This is a genomic window from Candidatus Berkiella cookevillensis, assembly GCF_001431315.2.
Classification (GTDB): domain Bacteria; phylum Pseudomonadota; class Gammaproteobacteria; order Berkiellales; family Berkiellaceae; genus Berkiella_A; species Berkiella_A cookevillensis.
Genome location: NZ_LKHV02000001.1, coordinates 2,739,287 through 2,756,436, shown reverse-complemented (window position 1 = coordinate 2,756,436; position 17,150 = coordinate 2,739,287). Strand labels below are relative to the sequence as shown.

Here is a 17,150-nt window from a genome sequence, read left to right as displayed (position 1 = left end):
CATTAAGTTGCTTCACCCAAAATTTTTGAGCTAGAATTCCTTTCAGTAATAGGGATATTTTTTAAGTTATGACTTTAGCTCGCTCAGAACAAATTGATTTGAATGCAACACCGTATTATCACGTCATGAACCGATGTGTGCGTCGCAGCTTTTTGTGTGGTTTTGATAAACTAACACAGAAAGATTATTCTCATCGTAAAGCATGGATTGTCGATCGATTAAAATATCTAGCAGATATCTTTGCTATCAAAATCTGTGCCTATGCCATCATGAGCAATCATTATCATGTGGTTTTATATGTAGAAGATAAAGTGGCTGAGAATTGGTCAGAAGCAGAAATCATCCGTCGTTGGGCAGCTATTTTCCCCAAAGATGCCGAAGAAAATAAGCATTTAAAGCAAAAGATTCAACTTTGGAAAGAGCGACTCACCAGCATCAGTTGGTTTATGCGTTGTTTAAATGAAAAAATAGCGCGCGATGTAAACGAAGAGGATGATACTGCTGGAAGATTCTGGGAAGGACGCTTTAAATCTCAAGCGCTATTAGATGAAGGGGCGTTGTTGAGCGCAATGGTTTATGTTGATTTAAATCCGGTGAGAGCTGGGATTACCACGACCCCAGAAGAATCGGAATTTACCTCTATTTATGAACGTATTCAGCATATTTCTAAGCAATTAAAAATCAATAAGCCAAAATCCATTAAACAGCTTAAGCGTGAAAAAGCTGATATATATAATAATCTTGCACAACCCAAGTTCTTAGTGCCTTTTTCAAACGTCTCAAAAAATCATTCAAATGCTATTGATTTTAAACTTGTCGATTATTTAGAGCTTGTGGACTATACAGGCAGAGTGATTCGGGATGATAAAAAAGCGGGTTCTATTCCAGAACATCTAGCGCCCATTTTAAGCAGATTGCAATTCGAACCCATGAATTGGATATCTTTAGTTAAAAATTTAGCTAAAAGTTTTTCTCATGCAGTGGGGAGTGAAATCTTACTGTTAAATTTTGGCAAAGAGAGAAAGAAAGCTTTAAAAGGCATCACTCAAGCAAAGAAAATATACAATAATCCTCAAGCGATAGCTTAACTCCTCACTTTATACAATCACTCAATTTACAATAGAAAAAAACAGCTTATTTTACCTTTTTTGAAACTTAATTAATTTGTATATCAGAATTGTATGATTATTTTTATAGATATAAATAATGATTTATTGCTAAAAATATATATGGCTGTCCTGATTTTCCTAAACTGATTATCTATTCAACCTGCTTCAGCTCAATCTGTTATCATTTTTAACGCATTTTAGCAACCATTCATATCTTAGCTCCTTGTTGTTTAAGACAATTTTTAATCTTCTCCTGAGTTTGTTCAGAGATTTGAACTTATTGCTTGAAATAGCATCTTACAGGCATGACTCTTATTAAATAATGGTTTAGATGCACCTATGTTAAATGATCAACCAATCGCAAATTCAGAGCAAATCGAAATAGCACTGCCACAACCTGAGCTGAATGAAACTGAAGGCGCGGCGCTGAGTGGTCTGACCGCTGAAGAGAAACAGAAAGTACACACAACCTATCAATCTGTTTTAGAAGAAGTCTTTGCAAGAGAAGTATGGAATGTATTGCAAGAGATGAACAAACAATTTGCGATTGGGGGGCGTTATGCAAGTATATTAGATGATCCACAGTTTTTAGCCTCTAAAGCCGGCAAAGCACTGTTAGAAGCACAGGCTGCGATTCAAGCAGATATCGATGATTCCAAAGAACCCAGTTATACAAATGTTACTGCTTTATGTCATGCAATTGAAGGCGCATTGCAAAGCGATGCAGTAAAAGCAGTAGAAGGAAAAAATAAAGCTGTTCAGAAGGGTACTCAAATTGCCGCACATAATTTTTCAGAGCGAGCTTTGTCGCAGATTTATGTGATAAAGCAATTTAATGTTCCTAAGATTGTGCAAAATCTAAATACCATAACCACCATGGGAGAAGCGCATCATACCGTTAATAGAAAAAAGAAATCTTGGTGGAGAAGAATGATTGACGCTGTCGTAAGATTTGTCAGAGGAGAGACAAAACAGGAGATTTTAGAAGCGCAGCAAAGGCTGGGCTCTATACAAAAAGCTGCAACAGAAGTTGCGGGACGCTATGGCGTGAAGCTATTTACAGAGGGAATGAAACAAAATTTAGAGCAAGTCGCTGCTGCTGAAAGATATGAAGAAGGTGTAGAAAAGAAACAAAATGTAGAGCTAAATATTGATAGCAAAATGGAAGTGCCACCACCACAACCAGGTATGGTTAGACAAGTACTGGGTGGGGCTGCAAAAGCAGGTAAAAACATAGGTGTGGCTGTAGGTAAAGCTGCCGCGCAAAAAATGGCAGAAAAAATAAGTGAAAAATTGCCAACCTTCATGTCATTTACTTCCGCAATCGATTATGTAGCAGGTAAGGACGAAGCAACGAGACATGTAGATTTAAATACCCATGTAAGATCGGTATTTGAAAATCAGGCTAAAACCATTGCCTATGATACTTTACATAGTTTTGTTACTGAAATGTATTTAGCCTATGAAACCATTGGCAGAATGATGGAAAATCATCCTGGCATCCAAATTGATTACGAAGCATTGGGCTTTGGGCATCTTGCACAACCAGAATTTAAAATCTTTATGGAAAAGATGGCACGTTCTTTGGGCTATGATATTGAAGATTTTAAGAAAAATCATCCAGATTGGGAGGCTAAGCATGCAAGCATGCCATTGGCTATTCATTTGATGGTCTATGCCACAGAAGAAGAAAAACAAGCTGCACGTGCTAGATTTATGGAAGGTGATGCGGAAAAAGGCATTGGTGCGCAGCAAGCAGCGACTATTTTCACGGATGAATATAATCGTATGAATGCAGGTTCTGTTTCAGATAAAACCAAGAATGTTCATTATAATTTATTGGTTGATAAATCAAAACAAGTGGTTGAGCAATTGCAAACAAAAGAAAGAATGCAAAAAGCGATATCCATAGCGCTTGAGAATCTTGAGCCAAAATTTTATGACCCATCGAATCAAACATTTAAGACAGAGGTCTTAGGTCATCTTAAGCAAGATTTTGTAAAAAGTCTTGAAAGTAATATTGCTGGGTTCTTGGCAGGCCCCAAACAAGCACAAGCAGAATCTACGCATTTATGTGAAGCCATTAATCAGAGTATGCGCGATGAAATGACCAAAATGTTGCAGGCGCATTACATGCCAAAATGGAAAGAGGATCCTGTATTGGATGAATTATTGCAACCTCAAGCAACTATTTGGAGTATGTTATCTCAGAATGTCAATCAATTGATGGGTTGGTCTGCTGATACACAAGACAAAAGAGAAAGAGTTATTCCACATGCCCAAACACTTGAACTGAATAGAGATATTGAGCGCAAACAAATTACAACGAGAAATCAAGAATGGACATTGGCAGGTGCAAATGTTGATAAATCAGGTATGCCAAGAATGGCGAAGCAAACCATGATGAATGTCCTGCAAAAAGAGACTGAAGCTACATGGAGAAAAGAGTCTCAGCAAGTCCTTCAGACGATGTTTAATCACATGGGTGGTCGTGAATTTATTCTTGAACTGAATAATAAACTGACTGAGCAATATGCAACAACAACCAATCCGCAGACCAAAAGAGAATTGGAGCAAACCTTAATGGTTTTTGCGAATGTTATCCAAACCAGTGATTTGAAAAAATTGAATGACTTAAGCTTTGCTGAGTATAAATTATTTTTTGATGGTGCTTGTCAAGCAGCAAATGCGATATATGCTCAGAAATCTTTTAGAACAATTGAAGAGCAAGCAGATATGTATATGCTGTCGAAAGCACTCAGCAGTGCTAAATCTGCCTATGTGACGCCTGCTATGGCGCTGTCAGCCTATCAAAACATTTATCAAACAACTTTTGATTCAATGACAACGACCGAAATGGGTTTCATGATGCAAAAAATTTATGAAGAAGCAGGCAAGATGTGCCAGCAAATGTCGCAAGATTTTTTCTCTGGATCCATAGATCAATTTGCTTATTATATTGCTGAAAGAAACAAACAAAAAGAGCAAAGGGCGCGAGATCCTTTATATCAAGGGCGCGCACCTGAAGAGGAAACCATTGCGGAAAAAGGTATGCTCGGTAAAGTATATGATACAGCCGCTATGGCAGCGTATTATGCTGCTTATCCATTGATGCCTGTAACTGGTGCTTATAAAGTGGCCTCAACAACAACGATGTTCTCTCTGGACGTTATAAAAGCGAAAATGGCACAGCGCACTGATGCTGTAAAAGACGAAAAGAGTTTTAATAAGATATTGGTTGATTGTTGTCAGGAAACCATACGAGAACAATCCTTTGAGGCTATGTTCAATATGGTTTCCGAATTACACGATCTGTATGGATTAATTGAAAGAGGGCAACAACATACGGATGAAAACTTGCTTAAAAAATATGGTCTAGGAAAGGCAGAGGATGTCAGCGCATTCTTGAACAAAGTATCACAGCATCTTGGATTTAAAGATGTCCATGAGTTAGCACTTTCTCAGAGTTTGTCCAGAGAGGGGGGGACGCTGTATGAGCAAAAGAAAGCAGCTTTTGCTAAATTGCCTGAAACAGAAGCAGAAAAACGTGAGGATCCATTCGTTTATCTTAAAAATGACATTAGTGCCGAAAATGCAAGACTCAATCAAGCAATCAAAGGTGGAGAGCTTAATGCGGTGACACAATATTTGGTGCTTGTCTCTGCCATGGATAGTATTGTATGCGATGTACAATTGCTACAAAGAGAGACTTTGGCGGTTGATATGCTTGCCCCCAATATCGATGAAACCATTGGTTTTGATTCTGATCAAGCGGGTTGGTGGGCTGCGATGAAAGAAACGGCGAGAGAGCGTGCACAATCCTTTGCTGTGCAGCAAGCTCAGCAGGGTGTGATGAGCAAATTGCAAGGTTCTATTGCAGTAGCAAATGAATTCGCAACCGGCTTTATTGCGTTTGCGAAAGAAGGATTAGATCGACACTTGCAATCTCTTCAAGCTGAGGCTATTGCTAAAAATAAAAAAGCTGAGGAAGATCTCAATAAAATCAAAAATATTCAGCAGGTAAGCGCGTTTATTGCTGAGCATAAAGATTATATTAATGATGCAACTTTTCCTAAAATAGCAAGCATATTGGTTTCTAAAAATGATCCTGCACTGATTCAAGTTTTTGCGGATATTATGAAAAAATCTGGTATGAGTGAGTATTCTATTAATAAGAATTTCTTGTTAAATGCAGTTCGAGAAATGTCAGAAAATAAAACATATCATCTTGCCGCGTTGATGGCGCCTTTCATTTTTGCAACGAAACCTGAATTGAATGATGAAATAGTTGCGTTAATGACAGCTGCAAATAATGGAAAGTCTTCTGATATGCCAAACCCTAAATTTGGGTGGTTGCAATATGCGTCCGATCAAGATTGGCCAAAATTATTAGAAATAAGGGAATTATATGTTTTTCTAGAGCAAGCGTATAAAAGTCAAAGAAATGAAGCTTGGTATATTATACAAGAAATAGATGAGATTGAAGCTGGGATCCGTGATGTCCCCTCTATAGAAGAGCTTGCAAGTTTAAAAGAGCAATATCAAGCTGCAATCTTAAGTCTAGAGCGTTATGAAGGTGGTTTGGAAGCGTTGCAAGAGCAATTGAGAGAGCAGATTGCTATTCGTTATGAGGATGTGAACCCACAAAGACGGAATCCTTATCTTGAAGCGTTAGCAGAGCAGTTAGAGCCTGAAATAAAAGCTTTTAAAAAAGAAAAAGAGCGCCTTGCAAAAGCAAGTGGAAATCTGCAAAACATCGAAACCTTGGTTGATAATCCACCGCGTATTGCACCGATAACGCTTGCACAAGAGCTGCATCAGCAGCAGCCCGCTAGCAAGAAGGCAAAGCTAGATAGTGATGAACCTAAGCCAAGGAAGGACATTCCCAAACCTTAAAGACAATGTTTAGATTTATGTGCTTAGAAGAGTGAGTCACCACTACTATCTGCTTTAGGGGTCAGAGAAATACCTCGATCTATACCAATACTCGGTGCAGCGCGTGAGGGCAGCGTATCTTTACGGAATATTTCAAATATTGCATTTGACTGCCCTGCTCTGGCAAGTAAGCCTGTTTCAGGATCAATTTTAATGGTGACTAGGCCACGTGGTTGTTCAGGCTTGGTTTCAGGGACACCATTTAAAGCTGCACCCATAAATTTCATCCAAATAGGTAAGGCTGCTTCTGAGCCATATTCTTTTAAGGAGCGAGGTTCATCAAAACCGACCCATACCGTTGCCACCAGCGATTGATTAAAGCCGCTGTACCAAGCATCTAATTTATTATTGGTGGTACCTGTTTTGCCAGCTAAATCAGCGCGACGTAGGGCTTTGGCGCGTTGTCCTGTGCCAGTCACAATGGCATCTTGTAAGATAGAGGTCATGATATAAGCTGTTTGTGGATCAATGGCTTTCGCTGCAGGTATGGGTGCTTCGTCAGCAGGAGAGAGCATGATCATATTATCAATTTTATTTTTTACTTTGGGAGAAGGATCCAAGTGCGCTTCTTCCAATAAATTGCATTCTGGGCATGCAATGGGAGAATTGGCTTTATAAATAATATGGTTCTGGCTGTCTTCAATTCTGTCCAATACATGCGCATTTACTTTGTAGCCGCCATTTGCAAAAGAAGCATAACCCGTGGCAATTTCCAGAGGAGAGAATTGTGCGGTTCCGAGTGCTAAAGAAAGTCCACGTGGCAATCGGTTTTTAGCAAAGCCAAATTTATCGAGTATTTTAATTGCTTTGTCGATGCCCACTGCTTGTAGGAGTCGTATGGAAACAAGGTTTCGAGACTTCGTTAAACCGACACGTAGGCGCGTTGGTCCATAGAAACGTCGGGTATCGTTTTGAGGTCTCCAGTAGCCCTCCAAATTATCATCCATATAGACAATGGGGGCATCGTTAATGACGGATGCAGCCGTGTAACCATTTTCCAGTGCAGCCGCATATACAAAGGGTTTGAAATTAGAGCCAGGTTGTCGAGTAGATTGATTGGCGCGATTGAAATTAGAAAGCGCAAAATCAAAACCGCCAACCAAGGCTAAAACGGCTCCATTTTTAGGATGTAATGCCACCAATGCACTTTGTGCTTCTGGTAGTTGGCTGAAATTCCATTCCGTGTTATTTGATTCAAGAAAAACCACGTCGCCTTTTGCAACAACTTCATCAATAGATTTAGGTTTAGGCCCTAAGCGTAAACTGGTAATTTGTTGCTTTGCCCATGCCATACTTTGGAATGAAACTTTGACGATTTGATTGTTGGCCAAGAGTGCTGTGAAAAATTCCGGTTCTATGCTTAACACAAGTGCGGGTTGTAAATGCCCACCCGTGGGTATTTCGCTTAATTTTTTTGCCCATTCAGTATGAGGCAGATTATCTTCTAGGTTCCAATGTGCAAATGCGCCACGATAACCATGACGCTTATCGTATTCTAAGAGACCTTCTTGCACAGATAAACGCGCAAGGCTTTGTAGTTCGCTGTTGACAGTGGTGTATGCTTCAAAGCCTTGGGTATAGGCTTTATTACCGTACATTTTGTACACTTGTTGGCGTGCCATCTCAGCTACAAAAGGTGCCTCTACATCGACAACACGGCCATGATATTTTGCATTCAGTGGTTTAAGATTAGCGACTTCAAATTCACTTTCACTGATAAATCCATAATGTAGCATGCGCTTTAATACATGAGCGCGACGTCTAAGTGCTCCCTCTGGATTGTTGATAGGATTGATTGACGAAGGTGCTTGCGGTAATCCAGCGAGCATAGCGATTTGATCAAGCCCTAGATTTTGAATATCGGTACCATAGTAAACATGTGCAGCTGCTTGAACGCCGTAAGCTCTTTTACCAAAATAGATTTTGTTTAGATAAAGCTCTAAAATTTTGTCTTTGGATAATTCATTTTCGATTTTTCGTGCGAGTAAAATTTCGTGCAGTTTTCGGCTGAAGGTTTTTTTGCGTGTGAGGAAGAAATTTCGCGCAACCTGCATTGTAATGGTGCTTGCGCCCTGCTCTTTGGTGCCTGATAAAACTAAGTGAATGGCTGCGCGCGCAAGTCCACGAATGTCTATGCCACTGTGTTGATAGAAGCGGCGATCTTCGGTTGCGAGAATCGCTAACTTCATGATCTCTGGGACATCTTCGATAAGTATTGGGGTGCGTCTTTTTTCCCCATATTCGCCAATTAACTTTCCATCGGCTGTAAATATTTTGAGTGGAACCTGTAGCTGAATATCCTCTAATACTTCCACAGAGGGTAGTTGAGCATTTGTATAAAGTACTACAACTAGCAAACAAAAGAATGCCATTGCGCCTGTACTTAAAAATACCCTAAAAAGGATGCGTAGTAATATATTCATAGAAGATAGTATATAGTGATCTCTGGCGTGAGTCTGCATCCCTTATGGCTATTTACTCCCCTAAATTATTATTTTAGGTGAAAATCTTAATGACAAGTTAGGGCATGCATGAAAAAATTTGTTCGTGGTATTGTTTGTGGCGCATTAAGTTATTGTTCTATAACTTTGTCATAAAGCATTTCTAAATGTAAGCTGTAAGTAAGCAACTTTTCGATAAAGTTTATTGTATAACTTTATTGAAGGCATTACACATTTAAGTTTAAGGGAGTAAATGCGTGTTTGGCTTATTCGAGCGAAAAACGCCACCAATGGTAGGGATAGACATCAGTTCTTGCACTGTTAAATTGCTCGAACTAAGCCAAGGTCCACAGGGCTTTCGTGTTGAAAGCTATGGTGTTGAGACCTTAGCCCCTAATGTGATGCAAGAAAAAGAAATCAAAGATATCGAAGCCGTTGGAAATGCGGTTGATCGACTCATGAAGCGTTCCCGTGCCAAATCAAAATTTGGCGCTATTTCTGTTTCTGGCTCTGCGGTTATTACAAAAGTGATACAGATGAATGCTAACTTGAATGATCAAGAATTGGCAACACAACTGCAGCTAGAAGCCGACCGTTACATTCCTTATCCATTACAAGAAGTTTTTTTAGATTTCCAAGTGTTAGGCCCTTCTAGCAAGAGTCCAGACTTAGTCGATGTACTATTAGCTGCATCGCGCGCTGAATATATTGAAACACGCGTTCAAGCACTTCGTTTAGGTGGATTGACAACTAAAGTTGTTGATATTGAAGCCTACGCCATTGAAAGAGCACTGAGCTTGTTGGGAACACAACTTGCTCATGATGGTGAGAACAAGACCATTGCTGTTGTTGACATTGGTTCTTCTATGACTACCTTAAGTGTGTTGAAAAATAAAGTGACGGTCTATACGCGCGATCAGATCTTTGGTGGAAAGCAACTCACAGAAGAAATCCAGAGACGTTATGGTTTGAGCTATGAAGAAGCAGGTCGTGCGAAAAAGCAGGGGGGATTACCGGAAGATTATCAGTCGGAAGTCTTAGAACCTTTTAAAGAAGGTGTTGTGCAGCAAGTAAGTCGTTCCTTGCAATTCTTTTTCTCTTCTTCAGAATATTCAGAAATTGATCAGATTATTATGGCAGGTGGCACAGCAACTATTCCAGGTCTTGTTGAAAAAGTACAAGAGAAACTAGGTATTCCAGCATTACTTGCAAATCCTTTTACCAATATGTCGATTGCACCAAAAGTCAATTTGCCAGCACTGCAAGCCGATACAGCGGCACTGATGATTTGTTGTGGTTTAGCCATGAGGAGCTTTCAATGACCACACATATTAATTTATTACCCTGGCGTGAAGAGTTAAAAGAGACAAGGAAAAAAGAATTTCTGGTGCTCTTGGGTAGTGCTTTGATGGTTGCTGTCTTTCTGATAGTGATTATGCATCTTACTATGAAGGCATCTATTAATTTTCAGATGGGCAATAATGAGCGCTTGCGCACTGAGATTGCTTTACTCGATAAGCAAATTGAATTAATCAAAGGCTTACAAAAAGAGAAAGAAAAATTACTTGCAAGAATGCAAATCATTCAAGAATTACAAACCAATCGGCCACATATTGTACGTTTATTTGATGGCATTGTGCGTACGGTGCCAGAAGGATTGTATTTAACATCCATTACGCGAAGTGACACAAAAATTCTTTTGGATGGTAAAGCAGAATCCAATACCCGCGTATCTACCTTTATGCGTAACATAGATGCATACACATGGTTAAAGAGACCTAACTTAAACCTTATTCAAGCAGATGAAAAAGTAGAAGATGGTAAATACATAGGCTTTAATTTAGAAGCGGTGCAAGTTGTAGAGGAGCCGGTGGATCACGATGAACCTAAACCTCAATGAGCTAGATATCAATGACATTGGGAATTGGCCTTTGGTTGCCAAGGGGATTATGATCCTCTTTATTACGCTTTCAATGATTGCCTTAGGCGTTTGGTTTGATACTAAAAAACAATTGCGCGTTTTAGAGCAATATGAAAAAGAAGAGCAAACACTCAAGCAGACCTTTGAATATAAGCAGCAGCAAGCAGCAAACTTAGATGCTTATCAAGAACAAATGAAGACGATGAAAGCCTCTTTTGGTGCCTTACTTCGCCAATTACCAGAAAAAACAGAAGTGCCAGGCTTATTAGAAGATATTTCACATCAAGGACTTGCAACAGGTTTAGAGTTTCGTACGATTCGCCTCTTGCCAGAAAAAGAAATTGATTTCTATGTTGAGCTTCCCATAGAGATAGCGGTGATTGGTACCTATCATCAATTTGCAGAATTTGTTTCAAATATTGCTTCTTTGCCACGTATTGTTACCTTGCATGATTTTGTAATTAAACGTCTTTCTAACGAAGATACGAATGAAAGACTGATGATGAATATTACGGCGAAGACTTATCGGTATACAGCAGAAGGAGAGTCGAATGACTAGACGACTACTTGTGCTAATTTTGTGCTTCGTGGTAGCAGGTTGTAATTTTGATGAGAAACGAGAAAAGCTTGAGCAGTACATTGCTCAAGTCAAAGCCCGTCCTTCTGGAGAAATTGAAGCTTTACCACAAATTAAGCCCTATGAGACTTTTACATATGCAGCTTTAGACAAGCGTAGTCCCTTTGTGCCGCCGGATCCTGAAAAAACAGTTGCGACCGCAGTGCTGGATAATGGCATTCGCCCAGATGCAAATCGACCCAAAGAGCCTTTAGAAGGTTTTCCAATTGATGCACTTAAAATGGTGGGCACCTTAGAAAGAGATGGCAAAATGTGGGCGCTGATTGTAGACAAAGATGGCGCACTCCACCGCGTAGTCAAAGGAAATTATGTTGGACTCAATCATGGCAAAATTAATTCAATTACAGAAGAAAAAGTAGGTATTACGGAGATTGTCCCCAGCCCCACAGGTGGATGGCAAGAGCGTCAATCCGACATGGTATTAACGGCAGAAGAAACCGTTACAAAGGAATAGTGTGGAGTTAAAAAATATGGCTAAGTTACAGCGCAGTGTCGTTGGTTGCATGCTTTTAGTATTTGCTTTGCTTGGGTATGTGGCGAGTGCTACTGCTGCGCCACAGGCTAGAAATGCGGCATCAGCGCATGGTTTGCAATTAAGGGCGGTGCAAGTTTCGAGCATCGAAGGCAATCGAATTAAAGTCAATTTAAAATTATCCCACCCCATCACAGAGCCTAAAAACTTTGCAATTGAAAATCCAGCAAAGATAGTTTTAGATTTGCCGGGTGTTAAAAATGGATTGGCATCTGATGCCGCTCGAGCGGAATATAATTTAGGCGCGGTAAGACGTGTTAGTGTGGTTGAGGCAGACAACCGCACCCGCGTTGTCATTGATTTAAATGAGTCTGTGCCCTATCAAATGAGTGTGGAAGGCAGCGACGTCAATATTGTTATTGCTGCGGGTATTCCTGCGGCACAAAGTACAGATCCCTTCAGTGGTCATGCCTTTGCAAAAAAAATAGCAGGGCAATTTTCAATCAACAATATAGATTTTAGAAGAGGTGCGCAATCAGATGGGCGCGTCATGGTTGATTTAAGCCATCAGAATGTTGCCATTGAGTTGAAAGAAGAAGGCTCTCAAATACGGGTGAGATTTGTCAATGCGCACTTGCCAGCGCAGTTACAGCGCAAGCTAGATGTCACCGACTTTGGAACGCCAGTTGTTTCTGTAAATAGCATACAGCAAGGTTCTGATGTTGAAATGACCATTAAAATGGAAGGCTATGCAGAGCATATCGCCTATCAAGCTGATAATCGCTTTACCATTGAAGTGCGCCCTTTAACAAAGCAAGAAAAGGATGCGCTTAAGGAGAAGGCCTTTGAATATACCGGCGAAAGATTGTCGCTGAATTTTCAGGATATTGAAGTAAGAGCTGTCCTGCAGTTGATAGCAGATTTTACCGGGCTCAATATTGTGTCGAGTGATACGGTGCGAGGCAGTGTGACCTTACGCTTGAAAAATGTGCCTTGGGATCAAGCTTTAGATATCATTATGAGAACAAAAGGGTTGGCAAAACGTCAAGTGGGCAATGTCTTGTTGGTGGCGCCTACAGAAGAGATATCAGCGCGAGAGAAATTGGAGTTACAAACAACGCAGCAAGTTCAGGATTTGGCACCTTTGCGTGCTGAATACATTCAGATCAACTATGCAAAGGCTGCAAGTATTGCTGGCTTGTTAAAAGATGAAAATAATTCCTTACTTTCCGCTAGAGGCACGGCCTCTGTGGATGAAAGAACCAATACCTTGCTTGTACAAGATACAGCGCAGAAATTGGATGAGATTAGGAAATTGGTGCATCGCTTAGATATGCCGGTTAGACAAGTATTGATTGAGTCGCGGGTTGTTTTTGCAACAGATGATTTTGAAGATGCGCTGGGGGTTAAATTTGGGGCTGCTGCAAAACTGCGCCCGGGCAATGAGCCTGTCTTAGGGGTGGCGGGTCATAATGCGGGCAGTAGTGGTATTGCCTTGGCACAAAATCCAACAGCGGCTGTTGCGGCAACCTCAGTCGCAGAAAGGCTCATGGTTGACTTGCCTGCGGCAATCTCAACAGGGGGTACTTCTTCTTTGGGCTTAACGGTTGCTTCGTTACCAGGGGGCACTATTCTTGACTTAGAATTAGCCGCCTTGGAGTCTGAGGGTTTGGGTAAAATTGTAGCCAGCCCACGTATTGTGACTTCTAATCAACAACAAGCCTATATTGAAGCGGGTGAGGAAATTCCTTATCAAGAAAGCTCATCCAGTGGTGCAACCTCTGTTGCTTTTAAAAAAGCGGTATTACGCTTGGAGGTAACGCCGCAAATTACGCCAGACGATAAAATTATTTTAGATTTAACAGTCAATCAAGATTCTCGAGGTACACTTTCTGTCAATGGTGTACCCTCTATCAATACAAGAGAAATGCATACCAAAGTATTAGTGGCAAATGGTGAGACCGTTGTCTTGGGTGGTATTTATCAGCAAGAAAAGAATGGGCAAGTTAGACGAGTACCCTTTTTAGGCAATCTGCCTTTAGTTGGTTGGTTGTTTAAAAGCGAAACAAATTTAGATAAGAGAAATGAACTCTTAATTTTTGTCACGCCAAAGATTATTCAGGAGGGGGTGACATAGCAAGAGATAAAAGTATAATATGGGTCGATGAGCTGACCCATTCTTGCTAGCGCTTATCTTAGGCAAGATGCTATACTATTGCCGAACTGTGAAATGAGACCCAGGGGATTTATCTTTTGTTGGTCTACTCCCTAAACCTAGGTTTCGTTTTTAATATGCATAACGAAGTCAAAATACTTAAATACAAATCAAGAGGCGTATGAAGCGATCAATTAACTTATTCCTTGTTGGACCAATGGGTGCTGGTAAAAGCACGATTGGCAAACAACTCGCTAAGGAATTGAAGCTTGAATTCTGTGATGTCGATCAAGAAATTGAAGACAGAGCAGGTGCGGATATTGGCTGGATTTTTGATGTTGAAGGCGAAGAAGGCTTTCGAAAGCGCGAAGAAATAGTGATTGATGAACTCAGTCAACGACAGGGTTTGGTTTTGGCAACAGGCGGTGGCGCCATTTTAAGCGCCGAGAATAGAAACAAGCTCGCTGCCCGAGGCACGGTTGTTTATCTGTTTACCACTGTTGAACAACAACTAAAGCGCACTGCCAAAGATAAGAGAAGACCATTGCTTCAGCAAAAAGATATGCCAAGAGAAGAGAAGTTAGATGGTTTAATGGAATCAAGAGATCCTCTTTATCGTGAGATTGCAGATGTGATTATTGATACAGATGGTCGCACCGTACGATCCGTTGCTTTGGAAGTCATTCGCGTTCTTGAAAAAGAACATCTTCTGACTTAGACCTCATGATGCCAACAATCGATACAGAAAAACCACTCTGGGTTAAATCAAAGCGTGGTGATTATCCTGTATGGGTAATGTCACGCGCCTATCAAAATACAACGCTTCTTAAGCCATTACTGGAAAATAGACACATTTTAGTTGTGTCGCATCAATTGATTGCCGATCGTTATTTCCCTGTCCTAGAAGCAACGGCACGTAGCCTTTCTGCCAGCAAAATTGCATTGCATATCATTCCTGAAGGCGATCAACATAAAACAATCTCCCAAGCAGAAGCGCTGTGGGCGCATTGTTTGCAAAACCAATACCGTCGTGATGCTTTGATGCTTGCATTAGGAGGCGGTGTTGTGGGCGATTTAACAGGCTTTGCTGCAAGTTGTTATCTGCGGGGTATAGATTTTATACAATGCCCTACATCACTTTTAGCACAGATTGATGCTGCAATCGGTGGCAAAACAGCGGTTAATCATGCACTGGGTAAAAATTTAATTGGTGCTTTTTATTCTCCCAAAGCTGTTATCATTGATCCTACAGCCTTGTTAACCTTGCCCAAACGAGAATTTAATGCTGGGCTTGCTGAAATGATAAAGTATGGTCTCATACAGGACGCAGATTTTTTTAATTGGATAGAAAAAAATGCAAGTCAACTGTATGAAGATATGACTTTATGTACACAAGCTATCTACCGTTCTTGTCAGCTGAAAACTTTGGTTGTGAGTGAGGATGAATTTGAATCACGTCATCGCATGATCTTAAATTTTGGACACACCATCGGTCATGCAATTGAAAGTCTGCTTGATTTCAAAAGCATATTGCATGGTGAGGCCGTTGCCATAGGCATGGTGATTGCCACCCATTTAGCTTGCGAATTGAATGCACTTTCTTATACTGTATTGGATAGATTAGTTGCCTTATTAGAAGTAATTGGACTACCTACTCATGTGCCAAACACTTTATCCATTGAAGCAATTATTGATAAAATCAGCTTAGATAAAAAATATAACCAAACAATGAATTGGGTGCTCTTGTCTCAACTTGGATGTGCAGAGATTTTGAGTAACGTGGACATAGAAAGTGTGAAAACAGTTTTAAGTCGATGGAAAGAACCCATGTGAACCAGGGAACCTGATACAGATGGAAAACCAGCCTCTCAAAAAACCAACACCGCGTGTCGCATTATGGCAACAGCAAGCAGAATTACTCGCTCATTTATGTCAATTTAGTCAAAATGTGTTGTGCGTTGTAGCACCTCATAATTCTGGTAAAACAGAATTCATTCAATATTTTCTTGATTTGCCTTTGCCTAGATTATATAAACATGCCTTGTATTCTGAGCAGAAAACAGTGGATGCGATGATGCAGAAAATTGCGCAACTCTTTAATCTGCCGTGGGATAAACAGAGTACGCTGCCCTTGCAAGTAGAGGCAGATGGCATAGCACAACACCAGGATTCAACCTGGGTTTTGCTGGTTGATGATGCTGATTTCATGTCGCCAGAGTGTTTAAAAGCACTTTTACAGCTTTCACAAACGGATCTTGAGCCGAGAAGACAATTACATATTATTTTATTTGGACAGCCAGAATTAGAGCAAACCTTAGCGCAAGATGAGTTTCAATCTATCATTAAAGGTCATAGCCATACCTTAGAATTAGCACAAGCAAGCATAGATACGGTAAAAAGAGCCGCTACAATGCCTCCTACTGTAAAGAAAAATACTTTAGCTGATTTAGATGAAGATGGGTTATTCGAGCATCAATCAGATCACATTTTTCAAGAGCCGGTGAGTAGAAAAACCGCAAAGCCACATGGAGTTAATATGGCCACTAAAACACTTTCTTTAGATCGAGCAAGGCAGATGCTTGTTCATCCTATTGCCCTAGGTGCACTTGCAGGTGTGGGCTTGGGTATCATTTATTTAAGCCTAAACCCGATGGACGATGCAGAATGGCAGAATCCACCCACACAAGCTGCACAGTTGGCAGAAGTAAATTGGGAAACAAGCTCGCAGCCCTTAAATATCAAAGTACTGTCTGCTTCTAGAGAAGCAATGACAAATGCGAGTGCAGTGCAAGAAGGGAATGCAACAACACAGACAAATGCAAATCAAGCGCCTATACTTGCTGCGACGGACAATAATAGCAGTGGTGTTGCCACTACTGCGGTTGTCAGTGATGTCACGGCAGCAGATAAGGCAGCAACTGTTAGCAAGACAGCTGCAGCAGTTGACCTTAAAACAGTTGCGCCTGCAATACCTGTGAGCAAACAAGCCACTGCCAAGCCGGCAACAAAAACATTGTTAAGTGCAGAAAATAAATTATTAAATGCAAATGCTAAATTTTATACTTTGCAGTTAATGGGTGGTAAAAATCAAGCCAGTATTAAGCAATTTATCAATACACATAAAATTGCCGATAAAGCCTATACATACCGCAAACAAGTCAAAGGCGATCTTTGGTATGTGGTTGTGTTGGGAGAATATCCAAGCAAAGAATCTGCACAGAAAGCAATACAAACTTTGCCTCCAGCATTGAGACAAAATGTTAAACCATGGGTGAGAAGCATAGAGAGCGTTCAGCAAGAAATTAATTCAGCTCAGGGTTAAATTTTGAAAACCCTTCCGCCGCAGACGGCGACTCCCTTTGACAACAAATGATGAGATGGATTATGTAGGGGCGGACCGCTGTGTCCGCCCTGAATGTGATGGGCCGGCACAGAGACCGGCCCCTACGAATAAATGGTCGAGGGGCATATGTTCGCTTT

At 40.6% G+C, this 17,150-nt stretch carries 11 protein-coding genes; 10 read left to right on the top strand and 1 reads right to left on the bottom strand.

Annotated features, from left to right (window positions below):
* Window positions 1-68: 68 nt before the first annotated feature.
* Complete coding sequence (locus CC99x_RS11845; RefSeq protein ID WP_057625200.1) at window positions 69-1,088, top strand: hypothetical protein; 1,020 nt, start codon at window positions 69-71, stop codon at window positions 1,086-1,088.
* A 360-nt stretch (window positions 1,089-1,448) separates the two neighbouring features.
* A complete protein-coding gene (locus tag CC99x_RS11840) occupies window positions 1,449-6,005 on the top strand; it encodes a hypothetical protein (protein WP_057625199.1) in 4,557 nt (1,518 codons plus the stop codon).
* A gap of 23 nt (window positions 6,006-6,028) precedes the next feature.
* On the opposite strand, the gene CC99x_RS11835 is transcribed toward CC99x_RS11840, so the two are convergent.
* The gene (locus CC99x_RS11835) at window positions 6,029-8,401 is read right to left on the bottom strand and encodes a penicillin-binding protein 1A (protein ID WP_200953491.1); all 2,373 of its coding nucleotides are present in this window, start codon (window positions 8,399-8,401) and stop codon (window positions 6,029-6,031) included.
* 341 nt (window positions 8,402-8,742) lie between these two features.
* Between CC99x_RS11835 and CC99x_RS11830 the strand changes: the two genes are divergently transcribed.
* From CC99x_RS11830 to CC99x_RS11795, 8 genes are all read left to right on the top strand, one after another.
* Complete coding sequence (locus tag CC99x_RS11830) at window positions 8,743-9,807, top strand: type IV pilus assembly protein PilM (protein ID WP_057625198.1); 1,065 nt, start codon at window positions 8,743-8,745, stop codon at window positions 9,805-9,807.
* Window positions 9,804-10,385, top strand: coding sequence for a PilN domain-containing protein (locus CC99x_RS11825; RefSeq protein ID WP_057625197.1), 582 nt, complete (start codon window positions 9,804-9,806; stop codon window positions 10,383-10,385). The genes CC99x_RS11830 and CC99x_RS11825 overlap by 4 nt, the downstream gene beginning before the upstream one ends.
* Complete coding sequence (locus tag CC99x_RS11820; protein WP_057625196.1) at window positions 10,366-10,965, top strand: type IV pilus inner membrane component PilO; 600 nt, start codon at window positions 10,366-10,368, stop codon at window positions 10,963-10,965. The genes CC99x_RS11825 and CC99x_RS11820 overlap by 20 nt, the downstream gene beginning before the upstream one ends.
* Complete coding sequence (locus CC99x_RS11815) at window positions 10,958-11,497, top strand: pilus assembly protein PilP (protein ID WP_057625195.1); 540 nt, start codon at window positions 10,958-10,960, stop codon at window positions 11,495-11,497. The genes CC99x_RS11820 and CC99x_RS11815 overlap by 8 nt, the downstream gene beginning before the upstream one ends.
* A 16-nt stretch (window positions 11,498-11,513) precedes the next feature.
* On the top strand, window positions 11,514-13,652 hold the full coding sequence (locus CC99x_RS11810) for a type IV pilus secretin PilQ (RefSeq protein ID WP_200953489.1): 2,139 nt from the start codon (window positions 11,514-11,516) through the stop codon (window positions 13,650-13,652).
* A gap of 199 nt (window positions 13,653-13,851) precedes the next feature.
* Window positions 13,852-14,388: a shikimate kinase AroK gene (aroK, locus tag CC99x_RS11805; RefSeq protein ID WP_057625194.1), complete on the top strand. Its 537-nt coding sequence runs from the start codon at window positions 13,852-13,854 to the stop codon at window positions 14,386-14,388.
* Between the two features lie 5 nt (window positions 14,389-14,393).
* Entirely contained in the window at window positions 14,394-15,503 is a 1,110-nt protein-coding gene (aroB, locus tag CC99x_RS11800) for a 3-dehydroquinate synthase (protein ID WP_057625193.1), read from the top strand.
* 19 nt (window positions 15,504-15,522) lie between these two features.
* A complete protein-coding gene (locus tag CC99x_RS11795) occupies window positions 15,523-16,992 on the top strand; it encodes an SPOR domain-containing protein (RefSeq protein WP_057625192.1) in 1,470 nt (489 codons plus the stop codon).
* The last annotated feature ends 158 nt before the right edge of the window (window positions 16,993-17,150 follow it).